Annotated in this window: 14 protein-coding genes and 1 pseudogene; 12 read left to right on the top strand and 3 right to left on the bottom strand. The window is 36.6% G+C overall.

Annotated features, from left to right (window positions below; all coding sequences use genetic code 11):
• The first annotated feature begins 189 nt into the window (after nucleotides 1–189).
• The 3 genes from F948_RS06635 to F948_RS06625 all read left to right on the top strand — a co-directional run bounded on the left by F948_RS06635 (nucleotide 190) and on the right by F948_RS06625 (nucleotide 2,302).
• Nucleotides 190–459, top strand: a complete 270-nt coding sequence (locus F948_RS06635; RefSeq protein WP_004954451.1) for a YARHG domain-containing protein — start codon at nucleotides 190–192, stop codon at nucleotides 457–459.
• Between the two features lie 89 nt (nucleotides 460–548).
• Nucleotides 549–962 carry an HIT family protein gene (locus F948_RS06630; protein WP_004954452.1) on the top strand — a complete coding sequence of 138 codons (414 nt, stop codon included), beginning with the start codon at nucleotides 549–551 and terminating at the stop codon, nucleotides 960–962.
• 248 nt (nucleotides 963–1,210) lie between these two features.
• The gene (locus F948_RS06625; RefSeq protein WP_004961792.1) at nucleotides 1,211–2,302 is read left to right on the top strand and encodes a porin; all 1,092 of its coding nucleotides are present in this window, start codon (nucleotides 1,211–1,213) and stop codon (nucleotides 2,300–2,302) included.
• 59 nt (nucleotides 2,303–2,361) lie between these two features.
• Here the strand turns inward: F948_RS06625 and F948_RS06620 are convergent, their stop codons facing one another.
• Nucleotides 2,362–2,985: a YidB family protein gene (locus F948_RS06620; RefSeq protein ID WP_004961790.1), complete on the bottom strand. Its 624-nt coding sequence runs from the start codon at nucleotides 2,983–2,985 to the stop codon at nucleotides 2,362–2,364.
• A gap of 131 nt (nucleotides 2,986–3,116) precedes the next feature.
• Nucleotides 3,117–3,578: a DUF6231 family protein gene (locus F948_RS06615; RefSeq protein WP_004961786.1), complete on the bottom strand. Its 462-nt coding sequence runs from the start codon at nucleotides 3,576–3,578 to the stop codon at nucleotides 3,117–3,119.
• Nucleotides 3,579–3,615: 37 nt separating this feature from the next.
• Between F948_RS06615 and F948_RS06610 the strand changes: the two genes are divergently transcribed.
• Nucleotides 3,616–4,485 (top strand): DUF2797 domain-containing protein, encoded by an 870-nt coding sequence (locus F948_RS06610; RefSeq protein WP_004961784.1) that lies wholly within the window; start codon nucleotides 3,616–3,618, stop codon nucleotides 4,483–4,485.
• A 41-nt stretch (nucleotides 4,486–4,526) separates the two neighbouring features.
• Here F948_RS06610 and lpxB read toward each other — a convergent pair whose 3' ends face one another.
• A complete protein-coding gene (lpxB, locus tag F948_RS06605) occupies nucleotides 4,527–5,702 on the bottom strand; it encodes a lipid-A-disaccharide synthase (protein ID WP_171057511.1) in 1,176 nt (391 codons plus the stop codon).
• A gap of 244 nt (nucleotides 5,703–5,946) precedes the next feature.
• On the opposite strand from lpxB, the gene F948_RS16675 reads away from it, so the two are divergent.
• The 8 genes and pseudogenes from F948_RS16675 to F948_RS06560 all read left to right on the top strand — a co-directional run bounded on the left by F948_RS16675 (nucleotide 5,947) and on the right by F948_RS06560 (nucleotide 14,640).
• Complete coding sequence (locus F948_RS16675; RefSeq protein ID WP_004961780.1) at nucleotides 5,947–6,240, top strand: hypothetical protein; 294 nt, start codon at nucleotides 5,947–5,949, stop codon at nucleotides 6,238–6,240.
• Nucleotides 6,241–6,243: 3 nt separating this feature from the next.
• A complete protein-coding gene (locus tag F948_RS06595; RefSeq protein WP_004961778.1) occupies nucleotides 6,244–7,800 on the top strand; it encodes a PepSY-associated TM helix domain-containing protein in 1,557 nt (518 codons plus the stop codon).
• A complete protein-coding gene (locus tag F948_RS16670; protein WP_004961776.1) occupies nucleotides 7,797–8,087 on the top strand; it encodes a hypothetical protein in 291 nt (96 codons plus the stop codon). The genes F948_RS06595 and F948_RS16670 overlap by 4 nt, the downstream gene beginning before the upstream one ends.
• A 116-nt stretch (nucleotides 8,088–8,203) precedes the next feature.
• The gene (locus F948_RS06585; protein ID WP_004954478.1) at nucleotides 8,204–9,091 is read left to right on the top strand and encodes a sulfite exporter TauE/SafE family protein; all 888 of its coding nucleotides are present in this window, start codon (nucleotides 8,204–8,206) and stop codon (nucleotides 9,089–9,091) included.
• A gap of 118 nt (nucleotides 9,092–9,209) precedes the next feature.
• On the top strand, nucleotides 9,210–10,301 hold the full coding sequence (locus F948_RS06580; protein ID WP_004954481.1) for a 3-deoxy-7-phosphoheptulonate synthase: 1,092 nt from the start codon (nucleotides 9,210–9,212) through the stop codon (nucleotides 10,299–10,301).
• Nucleotides 10,302–10,477: 176 nt separating this feature from the next.
• Nucleotides 10,478–10,984, top strand: coding sequence for a hypothetical protein (locus F948_RS06575; RefSeq protein WP_026057357.1), 507 nt, complete (start codon nucleotides 10,478–10,480; stop codon nucleotides 10,982–10,984).
• A 77-nt stretch (nucleotides 10,985–11,061) separates the two neighbouring features.
• Nucleotides 11,062–13,173, top strand: a pseudogene (locus F948_RS16010) (TonB-dependent receptor).
• Nucleotides 13,174–13,176: 3 nt separating this feature from the next.
• Nucleotides 13,177–14,640, top strand: a complete 1,464-nt coding sequence (locus F948_RS06560; protein WP_004961763.1) for a PepSY domain-containing protein — start codon at nucleotides 13,177–13,179, stop codon at nucleotides 14,638–14,640.
• The last annotated feature ends 50 nt before the right edge of the window (nucleotides 14,641–14,690 follow it).

The raw sequence follows: 14,690 nt of genomic DNA, 5'->3' as shown, positions 1-14,690 counted from the left end.
TCAATGAAAAATATATTTTTTATTTTTGAATATGAATAAATCATGAAGTAAAAATTACACTCAAACAATACAGATTGATTGAAATTTCATGAATAAGCCTTATATTGGTAAGTACGTAGGGATCAAATGCCATATGAATATCGTTTCATAAAGCCTTGATTTATACCTTTTTGAATAGAGGAACACCTCATGAATAAGTTTACGGTTGCAGTTATTGCAGGATTAATCTCTTTTACTGGTTTTAATCTCCAAGCTGCCACACCAGAACAAGAATGTAAAAAGTTGCAAGATGACTACAACCTCATCTATGCATCAAAAGGATTCTGTTTTAAAGACGCTGATGCGAAAGCTAAATATGGTAATGAAAACTGCCATACGACTAAGCCAAAATTTTCAGATAAAGAGCAACAACGTCTCGATCAAATCAAAGCTAGGCAAAAAGAGCTTAATTGCAAATAAAACTACTTAAATAGTTCATTTATAGCTCTCTTATTGAAATCAATAAGGGAGCAATTTTTTAACTTAGTACATCATATAAAGGATTAATCATGGCATACGATGACCAAAATATTTTCGCGAGAATTTTACGTGGCGAATTACCTGCGATTAAAGTCTATGAAGATGATCAAGTACTCGCATTTATGGATATCATGCCCCAAGCGGAAGGTCATACGCTTGTTATCCCAAAAACACCTGCAGTAACTCTACTCGATTTACCTGCGGATGCTGCTGCATACACCATTCAAATTGTGCAAAAAATTGCTCGAGCGATTGAAACTGCATTAGATGCAAAAGGTATTGTTTTAATGCAATTGTCTGGTGCTTCTGCTGGGCAAACTGTTCCTCATGTGCATTTTCACTTAATTCCAAGTTCAGTACATGAATTAGGGCGTCATGCTGCCAAGATGGGTGATCAAGAAAAAATTAAAGAATTAGCAGAAAAAATTAAAGCTGCGCTGTAATTTTTCACATAATAAAAAGCGAAGTTATAACTTCGTTTTTTATTATTACTATAAAAATCAATAATAAATATAATTATTACTAAATATAAATCGTCATCAAACTGTCATCTTTCTTTCACTTCTCTGTCACAAAGTTTTCCGATACTGCATACAAGTCAGTGAGCTGTGTAACTTTTTGTACACAAGCAAGCTTATAACAGTAACTAAGGCATTAGCCATTTACAAAAAAGTGTTTTGGAGAAATCTCAATGAAAAAATTGCTTCTTGCTGCATCAGTAGCAACTTTAGCCATGAATGCAGCGCAAGCAGCACCAACATTGTATGGTAAGCTCAGTGTGACTTTGGACAATATTGACAACAACGGCTTTAAAGATGAAAGCGTAACAAAAGTAAATTCAAATGCTTCACGTATTGGTGTTAAGGGCGAAGAAAAATTGACTGATAACTTATCAGCAGTTTATTTAGCCGAATGGGAAATTTGGGCAGATGGCGATGGTGATGCTTTTAAAAACCGTAACCGTTTTGTAGGTGTTAAATCTGCTGGTGTTGCAACATTAAAAGTTGGTCAACACGATTCTTACTTCAAAACTGCAGCTAATAATAACCAAGATATTTTTAACGATAACAATGAACTGGATATGACTAAAGTTCTTGTTGGTGAAGATCGCTTAACTAACGTAATTGGTTTTGAAACTGATAAAAAATTGCTTGGCGGTTTAGCGTTTAACATCATGTTCCAACAAGGTGAACAAAATGAAAATACTAAGGATAAAAACGGTCAAACAATACCTCTAGATAACTCTGCAAGTGGTCAAAAAGGTAGTCGTAATGGATTTGGTGATGGTGTTTCAACATCTCTAACTTACGAAAATAAAGATATTGGTTTAAATGCAGCTGTTGCAGGTAACTTTGCAGTTGCATCAAAGTATAATGCTTATGGCTTATCTGGTGTATATACAGATGCAGTGCGTGTAACTGGCTCACTTGATTTATCTCAAGTAGGTGCTGAAGGTTTAGTATTCGGTGGTTTATGGCAAACTGCGAAACCTACAGATGATACACTTGTAGGATACAAAGGCTTAAAAGAAAACGCTTTCGGTGTAACTGCTGCATATATCATTCCTTCTACACCAGTGAAGTTAAAAGCAGAATATATCTCTGCAAAAACAGAAGTTGATGGTCTTGAAGATCGTAAAAATGATTTATACGGTGTAGGTGCTGATTACAATATCAATAAACAAGCTCGTTTCTACGGTGTTGTTGCTCAACAAAAAATTGACTGGCAGAAAGACAATAACAAGAAAACTGTTATTGGTTTAGGTATGGAATATAACTTCTAATCAGAAGTTTATTTCAAGTGTTAAATAAAAGGGCGTTTCGCCCTTTTATTTTTATATGCTTATCTTTTTAAAAAACCACTCACCAAATTCAATACTTGTTGAATATCTTGATTTGCTTCTTGGGGATTGGTATTACTTCCTTGCGGAGTCAAAGAATCAATCACTTGAGGTAGTACAGACGCAATCGCACTGTAAATTTCTTGCTTTGGCGCTTGTGCTTGTTGAGCAACCTGTTCGATATCTTGATCATCAAATAAACTTTGAATGTTTTGATCTGGTACATCTTGCGCATTTTGCTGTTGTGGATCGACCCAGCTTTGGACCTGATTTGCTAAACCTGCATTTTTTAGTTTATCTAAAGCACCTTGCAAACCGCCTTGTTTTTGAATCCATGCAAGAATTAAAGGTAAAACTGCTATCAATAACGTTTGTGCTGTACCACTGCTGTTACTATTGGTCTGAGTAGAATTACTACTATTTCCCGCACCTAACTGACCTAATACTGAACCAAGAATTCCGCCTAAACCGCCTTGTTGTTGGTTTTGATTATTTTGTTGTTGTCCACCAAGTTGACCTAAAACTGAACCTAAAATTCCGCCCAAACCACTTTGCCCAGTCGTTTGTTGTTGTCCACCTAAAGCTTGTTTCGCCAGTATTTCAACAATGTTTGCTAAATCCGTCATGACTTATCCTTTGGAATTATTTATTCCAAAAGAATACGCTGCTTTGAAAAAACAAAACAAAGATGATTTGTTAATTTTTGCAAGAACTTGCAATCAAAAGCAAGGATTTAGCTTAGCTAAATCCGGCCTGATCACCAGCGGAACTTATCCCAGTTTTCAGGATTTGCCCAGAACTTAGAATTAAACCAGTCAGGAACATGTTTATAAGTTAAAATATTAAACTGCCATAAAGCAAAATCGCTTTCATGCGTGGTTTTATCAATCAATTGAGTAAAACCAAGTGAACGCAGTAACTTCTCATCAGTTAATTTACTCACGACAACGATACGTTTTGCCATCAAATCTCGAAGCTTGACTAATAGTTGAGATTTTTGAGAATCACTGATAGTTTGCATTTCTTCTGTATCAAATAATACAAAACCTAAATCATATCGCTGCGTAAAAGGCAGATTTAAAAAGTCAGTTACGCTAAAATAATTCCATTGAATAGAAGCATTTTGGTCAATTTTCTGACCTATACAAAGTGCAGTATGAATCGGCTGTTCTTTAAATAAATCGTCTAGCATAGAAGTGATGACATTTTGTTCAGCCATACTGCAACCCTTGATTGAGAAAGATGAGAGTTTATTAATGGAACTACAGGGCATTTGCCATAAAATGCATGCAGCACTCAAAACGCATAGTGTAACTGATCAATCAACACGCAAGGCAAATGTTGAATATAAATTTATCCTAGATCGTTCAGAAACTGATCTACCGTTTGTGTTGGGTCAAGAATTAGAGATTGAATGGACTGGAAATATTTTTTGTACATCTTGTGGTGCAAAAACACCTAAATCATATTCGCAAGGACATTGCTTTAAATGCTTTAAAACAAAAGCTGAATGTGACTTGTGTATTATGAAGCCTGAAACCTGTCATTATCATTTAGGTACATGCCGTGAAAATGATTTTGCACACAATGTCTGCTTCCAACCACATATTGTTTATTTAGCGAACTCTAGTGCCTTAAAAATCGGAATCACCCGTATCGTGAATATGCCAACACGTTGGTTAGATCAAGGTGCGACACAAGCTCTCCCAATCATGAAAGTGGGTTCACGCCGTTTATCAGGACATTTAGAAACATTATTTGGCACTCAAATCGCTGATAAAACTGATTGGCGTAAATTGCTTAAAGGCGAAGCTGAGCCACTAAATTTAATTGAACAGCGGGATCAGATCATTGAGGAATTTGCACCTAAGATTCAAAGTATTCGTGATGAGTTCAGTCAAAATCTAGAGTTCAATGAAAATCTAGAATTACTAGAAAATGAAATACCACATGAGTTTATATACCCTGTGGAACAATATCCTGAAAAAATAAAATCACTAAATTTGGATAAGACTCCAAAAATACGCAGTGTATTACAAGGTATTAAAGGTCAATACCTGATACTTGATATTGGAGTAATCAATATTCGAAAATATACAGGCTATGAACTAATTCTTAGAGCTTGAATGACTTGAATAAGGTGGCTACGTTGCCACCTTTTTATTTATCAAGAGCTCAAACAGTTCAATATCGCTTGGACTGGATCATCAGTATTCCCTGAGATGAGCTGCTTATGCATACTAAGATGTTGCATCATTTGAATATGTGCAGTTTCGTGATCCATCAATTTCTCAATTGAAGTTGCTAAATGCTGTGGCGTTGCATCTGCTTGTATTAACTCTTCAATTACCTTTTTGCCAGCAATAATATTGGGCAAAGAATAATATGGTATTTTGACTAAAAATTTCGCAATTAGATAGGTTAACCAGTTTAATTTATAGAATGTCACCATCGGACGGTGCAATAACATCGCTTCAAGTGTCGCTGTGCCAGATGCTAAAGCAACTATGTCACTCGCATTCATCACCATACGTCCAATTTTTGATTCAGCATCTGAATTTTCTAAAACATGAATTTTAGCCTTTAAACTAGTCCCTACATTTTGTAAACCCTGCTCTATCTGTTGCTTACGAGCATCATTGATTGTAGGTATCAGAAACTCAAGCTCTGGATATTTTCGATGTAAAATCTCGGCAGCATCCGTCAATAATGGCAATAATCGTTCGATTTCACCGCGACGACTGCCAGGAAGTAATGCAATATGAGTTTTATTTGCGGCTAAACCTAATTGATGTTTCGCTTCAATAATCGGATTCTTGAGAGGTAATTGTTTTGCTAAAGGGTGTCCTACAAATGCTGCTGGCACCTCATAATTTTCATAGAACGTTTTTTCAAATGGAAACAAACAAAGGACTAAATCTATACTTCGTTTAATGCCATGAACTCGTCCTTGACGCCAAGCCCAAACTGAAGGACTCACATATTGAACTGTTTTGATTGGTAAATTGTTTTCTTTAATCGTTTTAGATAGACGTAGATTGAAATCTGGCGCATCTATTCCTATAAAAATATCTACGGGACGTTCAGTCCATCGTTCAACTAGACCATCACGTACAGCAAATAATTTTTTTAGGTCTTTTAAGACTTCCACAATTCCCATCACAGATAGTATTTCCATAGGATAATAACTATGAAAACCTTCAGCGATCATTTGCGGGCCACCAATACCCTCAAATTCAACATCTATGCCTTGTTCGCGAAAACTACGCATGAGTTTAACTCCTAGCGTATCACCAGAAACTTCACCCACGACGATCCCAATTTTTAGTTTTTGCTTTAACAAGACAACTGCCCCATTCAAATGTTTGAAATATTTTAACAAAATGATTTTACATTGAATCGCATCAAAGATGACAATTTGTTCTTGATTAGTGAACATTATGAATCATCTGTATTAGCATTAATTATTCTTATATCCATTTGTATTTACGATTAAAGTAAAATTGAATAGAATTGACTTACATAATAATATAAACAAGAATCATTTTCATATGTAATTAATTCTATTTAACATCGTTGTGAACTTCATGCCTAAGACTTCTTTAAATACATATAGCGATAAATTAAATGTTTTATTTCGCTTCTTTTTAACGTTTGTGATCGGGTATGTATGTACAGCATTTTTATGTATGAGTCTTACTCAAGTTTTTCAGGCTTTTTTAGCCAAGGCTGAAGCAATTTATCTAGCAGCATTCATTTCCATATTTTTTTATCTCAGCTTTATCATTGTTGGATTTTGTTTTACTTCTTTATCTAAGCTCGCCCTAACAAGTTTCGCACTCACCATATTTCTATTTGGCTTATCAGCAGGTTTGAATTAAAAAATGCAGAATAAAAGTGTTCGCCAGTCAATGGCTTGGCTACATGCTTGGACGGGCTTAATTTTCGGATGGCTGCTATTTGCTATTTTCTTGATGGGTACAAGCTCCTACTATCGGCATCAAATCACTTTATGGATGCAGCCACAACTTGCGCAATATCAAATCAATCAGGATACGGCAATCCTAACTGCAACTCATTACCTATCCCAAAATGCTAGTGATGCTAAAACGTGGTATTTAAAAGTTGCTAATTCTGAAGAACCTGTAAATAAAATTTATTGGGAAAAAGCTAGTGGTGGTTACGAAAGTAAAAGCTTAGACGCTAATACTGGCAAAGAACTTCAATTATCTCATACTCAAGGCGGTGACTTTTTTTACAATTTTCATTTTCAGCTATACGGTATGCCTGTGTTTATTGGCAGGCTCATCGCAAGCCTTGCAGCATTCATCATGTTAATTGCACTGGTATCTGGCATTATTACCCACAAAAAGATATTTACCGACTTCTTTACACTCAGAACATTTAAATCACAACGGTCTTGGCTTGATTTTCATAATGTGACATCAGTTTTAGCTCTTCCTTTTTTTCTGACGATAACGTTTACAGGCTTAGCCATTTTCTTTTATTTATATCTCCCTTGGGGAATGAAAAAACTCTATCCAGAAAATCCTTATCAATATTTCACTGAAATACGAACCGTAGCTACGAATTCAAATACGATAACATCCCCTCAAATAAGCAACATGATATCGACAGAGGATCTTTTGACTCGAATCAAACAACAATGGGGAGATCGATCACTTGCTACTTTTGAGGTTAAAAATCCAAATACGGATCAAGCCGTAATAACGATCAAACAACTTGAAGATCGTTCAATCACGCTAAATCAACCGCAAATCGTATTTGATGGAACGGGAAAGATATTAAGTAATACTAGAAATAATAGTGCTATAGCTACCCTAAATGCTGGAGTTTATGGACTTCACATGGCAACTTTTGCCCAATCTTTTCTAAGATTTGCTTTTTTTTGCTCAGGAGTTCTTGGCTGTCTGATGATTGCGTCAGGGCTATTGCTGTGGAGTCTTAAACGACAAATTCAGTATAAGTCCCCAAAATTCCATTTTGGTTACTACCTTGTTGATCGCTTAAATATTGCAAGTTTTATTGGTCTTCCGATTGCTATGTTGAGCTATTTTTTAGTGAATCGGTTGATTTCAAGTCCTAGCGCTGATCTTAATTATGAAATTTATACATTTTTTAGCGTTTGGATGCTTAGTTTTGTATTGGCTTTATTCACACCTAAGCAATATTTATGGAAATCTCAGATTGTGATCTTTGCTCTAGTCGCTTTTAGTTTACCCTTATATAACCTGTTCTATTTGCTTAATCATGACCTTATAGCAAACTTGGAAAGTTACTGGTTATTTCTACGTGTTGATCTATTCTTTGTTGCTTGTGCTTGTTTTGCAGCATTCATATATAAAAACATTCAGCCAATACAAATCAAGTCAACTCAGAAAATTAAAAGCAAACTGATTAAAAATGGAGTGAATGTGTGATTTTCTTTAGTTTATTACTGACTTTAATCGGTATGGTCATCTTGTATCGTTGTAGTTCTAAACAACAGTCTAAAGTTCATTTGAAATATCAAAAAATAATGACGACCTATCAAGTGCAATTTCGAATCTTTGCTTTTCTTTTATTCCTAATTTCAGGAAGTTTATTATGTTGGATTGAGGGAATATCGATCGGATTCGTCAGTTGGTGGATATTTGCAACACCCATCACCTTCCTATTGGTTTTAAAAATCAATCATGTCTTAACTCCTAGAGTCAAACACAAATGACGTTAAAAAATCTTCCTTTAGCTTTTTTTTGCATAAGTAAATCATTATTCATCACAACGAGTTATCTCAAAAAAGCATAAGATATGCCTGTTTTTGCATAATTAGGCATATTGGTAATGTTTGGTCCTATTGAATTTATCATGGCTGGGGTTTTGGTTGGCTTCTGTGTAGGTATCACAGGTGTTGGCGGTGGTTCTTTGATGACTCCTATTCTTATTAGCCTTTTCAAAATTGAACCACATATCGCAATTGGTACTGATTTGCTCTATGCATCAATCTCTAAATTCTGTGGCTCAGTTGTTCATGCAAAGAAACTCAATATCGTTTGGCCAATCGTTATTTGGCTAGCAATCGGTAGTATTCCTGCATCATTCGCAACCTCATGGGTTTTAGAACATTATTTAAGTCAATCAACGCACTACAAAGCTGTATTAACGATGGTACTTGGTTTTATGCTGACTTTGACAGGTATCTCGATTGTCTTTCGTGCGCAAATTGAAAAGTTCTTTGATCGTTTCCGTAATCGTGAACAAGCAAATATGGAAAGCGAGCAACATGCTTTACAACATAAACGCCATTATATCGTCATCATGGGGATCATCTTAGGTGTGTTCGTTACACTATCATCTGTAGGTGCTGGTGCTTTTGGCATCATGGCTTTAGTAATTATGTTCCCAAATCTACCTATGATTCGTATTATTGGTTCTGATGTTGTACACGCAGTATTATTGACAGCAGTTGCTGGCCTAAGCCATATGTCTTCAGGCAACGTCGATTTTACATTATTGATGTGGTTATTGGTTGGGTCTATTCCAGCAATTATTGCAGGCACATTGATCAGCTCACATATGCCAGAACGTTTGATTCGTAAAATTCTAGGTATCACATTATTTGCGCTAGGGATTAACTTTATGGTTAACCCGATCAAAGCGAAACCAAAGCCAGTAGAAACTCAACAAGCTGTCGTGATTCAGCAAACAACAACTTCTACAAGCGCAGTTTAAATAGCAAAATGCCGATTGTTTCTACACAAAATATGATTATAACTAGTTAATCAGTCGGCATTTCGTGCTATATTCGTAGACAAAATAACCTCTTCTTTTGATTAAATTTGTGACAGCAATGAATACTCTACAGTCAAATCCAGTTTCTCAGCCAGATATCGACGACGTTAACATTAAAAGCATTCAAACTTTAATTACCCCTGCGGAACTGAAAGCTGATCTTCCTTTATCTGAGGCTGCGTCGCAAACTGTATTACAAGGACGTGCAACTGTACGTAATATTTTAGATGGTAAAGACAAGCGCTTGTTTGTCGTTATTGGCCCTTGTTCGATCCACGATCCTAAAGCTGCAAATGAGTATGCTGATCGCTTGAAAGAGCTAAGTGAAAAAGTAAAAGATACGCTTTATTTAGTTATGCGTGTTTATTTTGAAAAACCACGTACAACAGTAGGTTGGAAAGGTTTAATTAATGACCCTGATATGAATGACTCTTTCAATATTGAAAAAGGGTTACATATTGGTCGTGGTCTTTTACTAGAATTAAATGAAAAAGGTTTGCCTTGTGCAACTGAAGCACTTGATCCGAACTCACCTCAGTACTACCAAGATTTAATTTCTTGGTCAGCGATTGGTGCTCGTACAACAGAAAGTCAAACACACCGTGAAATGTCTTCTGGATTATCTTCACCTGTTGGCTTTAAAAATGGTACAGATGGCGGTTTAACAGTTGCAACGAATGCAATGCAATCAGTAAAACACGGTCATAGCTTCTTAGGCTTAAATGAAAACGGTCAAGTTGCAATTATTAATACTAAGGGCAATCCTTATGCACACGTAGTTTTACGTGGTGGTAACGGTAAGCCAAATTATGATGCAACTTCTGTTGCTGAAGCTGAAGCTGCTTTAGCAAAAGCTAAAGTAAGCAATAAGATTATGATCGATACCAGTCATGCTAACTCAAACAAAGATCCGTACTTACAACCTTTGGTTCTTAAAAACATCACAGAGCAAATTCTTGATGGTAATAAGTCAATCGTAGGGATCATGGTTGAAAGTCATTTGAAAGGTGGTCGTCAAGATATTCCTGAAAACTTATGTGATCTTGTTTATGGTCAATCAGTAACTGATGGCTGCATCGATTGGGAAACAACAGAAAAAGCACTACTAGAGATGCATGAAGCGTTAAAAGACGTTTTACCAAATCGTTAATAAATAGTTGATATAAAAACAGACTCTTATGAGTCTGTTTTTTTTTACGTAAAAAGCTCGATAAATCCCAAATAAGGTGATCTTGAATACTGATTCATCTGTTTAAGATATGTTTTGTAGTGCAAAGTTTTTTTAACTATACTGCTGCCACATTTCCACTGTGTCGTATCATTGATATGAAGTCCAGTTTCCGTCAACATTTGCTAAAGTGGCGTGCCTGTCTTAGCGCGATAACTTTGCTTTGTTTACTCTGGCATATTTTCTTACCCACGATGGTTCATAGTGGCGTTGTACCTGCACTGTATGCAATGCCGAGTCACTGCCAAGTTACAAATATTCAAAATAGCTTAATAGATTCAGATAGCCATTCAAGTCATCACCATCATGCTATGCACGATAAAACTCAGCATGAACAACATCTTCAACATATAGAACACAATCAACTTAGTGATCATGCTAAAGAAGTTTTTGCGCTTGCAAGCAAGATCATGAAGCATTGTCCTTTATGTACTTATGGTGTTGACGCTGCTGCAATTGTTCCTTTTATTGCAATTATTTTTGTATTTTTATTGGCTTGGTTTACTGGTGTACGATGCCTATGCTATGCGTGGACAGAAGATCTGCATATACCACGTATCTACTATATTTTCCCAATTAAACAAGCACCTCCACTCGCTCTATAAAACGCAATTCCGTAAATATCGTATCCAGTGAGAACTGCGGTACCGCCTTGTTTATTGCTTTTTTTATAGAGTTTGATATGAATACTCAATTTCGTTTGTCAGTATTAGCTGCTGCGTGCCTTTCTGTTACTTATAGTTCAATTGCTTTAGCTGAAACTTCATCAAAAGATGAAACCAAAACCTTAGCGACGATTGTCGTCACTGCAAGCCGTGAGGGAGAATCGATTAGCAATACTCCTGCTGCGATTAGCAAAATCAGCAACCAAGATATTGAAGATAAACATGCAACATTCATTGGTCAGTTAGTGAATCAAACACCAGGTGTTTTGATGAATGACTTGGGTAATGAGCAGCACATGATGTCTATACGCCAACCAATCACGACTGCGGCTGTTTATCAGTATTTAGAAGACGGTATATCTGTGCGTCCTGTAGGTGTGTTTAACCATAATGCATTATATGAAGTGAATTTGGCTGGGATTGATAGTATTGAAATTCTGCGTGGTCCAGCCAGTAGCTTATATGGCAGTAATGCGATTGGTGGAACAATCAACTTCTTGACCAAAGCACCCAGTTTAACTCCCACAGCTGATTTAGGCGTGAGAGCAAGCTCTGAAGGTTATCGTCGTATTGATCTAGGTGCATCGAATACCTTTGATACCGAATTTGGAGAGCATGGCTTTAGAGTTTCAGGGTATGCCAGTGATCGCGGTGATAGTTGGCAAGATCACGCAGAAAGTAATAAGCAAAGTATCACTTTGAGGCATGATTGGCGCATATCTGATGCCACCCAAGTTAAAAATATCGTCAGTTATAATCATCTCAAAGCAGATATGACGGGTAGTTTAAATGCAGAGGATTTCAGTAAACGATCTGGTTACAGTTATCAAACCTTTACCTATCGTGAAGTTGATGCAACAAGACTTTCATCTCAATTAAGCCACAGTTGGAATGATCAAAACCAAAGCCAAGCTACACTGTATTATCGTGATAACACGACTTAACAGAACCCAAGTTATAATATTCGTACAGATGCCAAAAATGGTACGCCTACAGGAACGTATAGTGGACAAACCACATATAATGCCTTTCAATTTTATGGTTTAAATTTCCAACATTCAATTAACTTAAACCCTGTGAAATTAATTGTCGGTGCTATGGCGGAATATTCGCCTAACCAAGCAAGAACCAATGATATTGAAGTGTTTCGCGATCCTAAAACACGAATATATACAGGGTTTAAACAACGACAATTACTGCGTGATTTTAATGTCGATGTGAATAACCAAGCGATTTACACACAAGCAAATTGGCAAGCTTTACCAAACTTAAACTTAGTCGGTGGCGCTCGCTATGACTGGATCAGTTATGACTTTGACAATAAGCTTACGCCTTCTAAAGTGACAGGTGCTTCAGATGAAAAACGTCATTTTCATAAAGCCAGTCCACAACTCGGTTTTGTTTGGAATATTACGCCTGAATTAGATCTTTACAGTAATTGGTCACAAGGCTTTGTTCCACCTGAAGTGAGTAGCCTTTATGGAGCAAATTTAGTCACACCTGACCTGAAAGAAGCAACCTTTGATAACATTGATCTAGGTTTGCGTTTCAAGTTATTAGATGATCGCTTAGATGGCGAAATTACCTTGTATCGCCTAGAAGGTAAAGATGAAGTGCTTAGCTTTACTAAACCTGACAACACACGTGAACCTCGTAATGCTGGAAAAACTTTACATCAAGGCATCGAAGTTGGTGGAACATGGAAAATCAGCGAACAATATGACCAGCGTTTAAAACTGTCAGGCAGTATCGCAAAACATGAATATAAGCAATTTCAACCCTCACTAACAATCGACTATAGCAGCAATACGATGCCTAGCTCACCAAAAAGCTTTGGCACAATCGAGTACCAGATAAAACCTATGCCTGAATTATTACTCTCAGCAGAAGGTGTTTATGTCGGTTCATATTGGATAAATGATGCCAATACAGAAAAGTATGATGGACATTCGATTTTAAACCTACGTGCAAATTATCGTAAAAATTCCTATGAGGTTTATGGGCAAATTCTCAATGCTGCTGATGTGCATTATGCAGAAAGTATCTCTTTTAGTAATAACCAAGCCAGTTATACACCTGCTGCACCACGTACTTATTTATTAGGTTTACGTTATCATTTTGGGAAATAAGTCATGAATGCCAACCAATTGAAAAAGCTACTAAAGTTTCATCGTGGCTTTGGAATGGTACTTGGCATTCTCGTTTTGATGTGGTCTTTAACTGGTGTGTTGCATCCAATTATGAGTGCAACCCAACCACAACCTGCAAAACGTATGCCTCCATCCCAACAGCTTGATTTGAGGGATGGATTGTCCGTTCCTCAAATCTTAGAAATGCAGAAAATTACCGAATTTTCTGCAATACAAGTGATTGAACTTAATAAAGATCTTATCGCTTATCGAGTTTTAAAACCCAATCAAAATATTGCTGAATATTTTGATCTTCATACTGGGCAACTTATTAAAGATGCAGAATTGCAAGATGCAAAACGTCTTGCAGTTTGGTACACCGGCTTAAGCCAACAACAGATTATTTCTGCTGAACTGGTCACTCAATTTAGCGATGATTATCCAAGCGTCAATCGTTTATTACCTGTTTGGCGTGTAGATTTTGATACTGGTTTAAGAGCTTATGTCGATCCAGCACAATCTCGATTAGCAACGATTTCCAATAATCAAAAAATGTGGATGGCACGAATATTTCGCTTAGGTCATACATGGACTTGGGGAGATCAGCCTTGGACAGGACAAAGTCTCTTGATGCAAATTGCTTTAATTGGCATTTTAGCTTTGACCTTGATGGGAATCGGGTTGTTCTTCAAAATTCACAATCGTAAAAATCACCGTTTAGGTAAAAAACCAATTCGATTTTTTCATCGTTATCTGGCCATCAGTTTAAGTGTTTTTATCTTGTTATGGGTGTTTAGTGGTTTTTATCATGTTTGGCATAAAAAACCTGAACTTGTAAATATTCAGCCCATCTTCCATACGCAAGATTTAAATCCTGAAGCATGGCAATTGGCAGTTCAACGTCCGATTCAGCGACTCAATTTAGTACCGATCGCTTTTGATCAGAATCAAGCTCATGCAGGCTGGATGATTCAATTGACTGGAAAACCTCAGTTACAAGGGAGCATGACCGCAGCAAAAGAACATGATCACCATCATCATGCAAAAGATGCTGCACCAACGATTGAGTTAATCGATGCAAAACATGCTAAAAATTTGAATCCTCTTGAGCAGAGCAAATATTTGGCAGCGTATTATTTAAACTTACCTTTAGAGCATTTTACTCAAAGTTCGTGGGTAACTCGTTTTGGCGGTGAATATGGTTTTATCAATAAACGTTTACCTGTGATCAAGGTTGAAACCAACTTAAATGATCAGCTTGAACTTTATATAGAGCCAAGTAGCGGTGTCATTGCAGCGCAAGTAAATCAGCAAGATGCTATAGAGGGCTTTAGTTTTGCATATTTGCATAAGTGGACATGGTTACCAATCGATAAAACGCTTAGAAACATTCTGTTGGCAACAATTGCGGGACTGATTACAGTATTGGTAATCTTGGGAAGTGTATTGGCAATTCGAAAACGTTAAAATGGAATTGATCCTTCTTATTTGAGAAGGATCAAGCCTATAAAAATTCA

The organism is Acinetobacter junii CIP 64.5 (genome assembly GCF_000368765.1).
GTDB lineage: Bacteria > Pseudomonadota > Gammaproteobacteria > Pseudomonadales > Moraxellaceae > Acinetobacter > Acinetobacter junii.
Note: the sequence above shows the minus strand (reverse complement) of the source record. Positions and strands in the feature narration are given on the sequence as shown.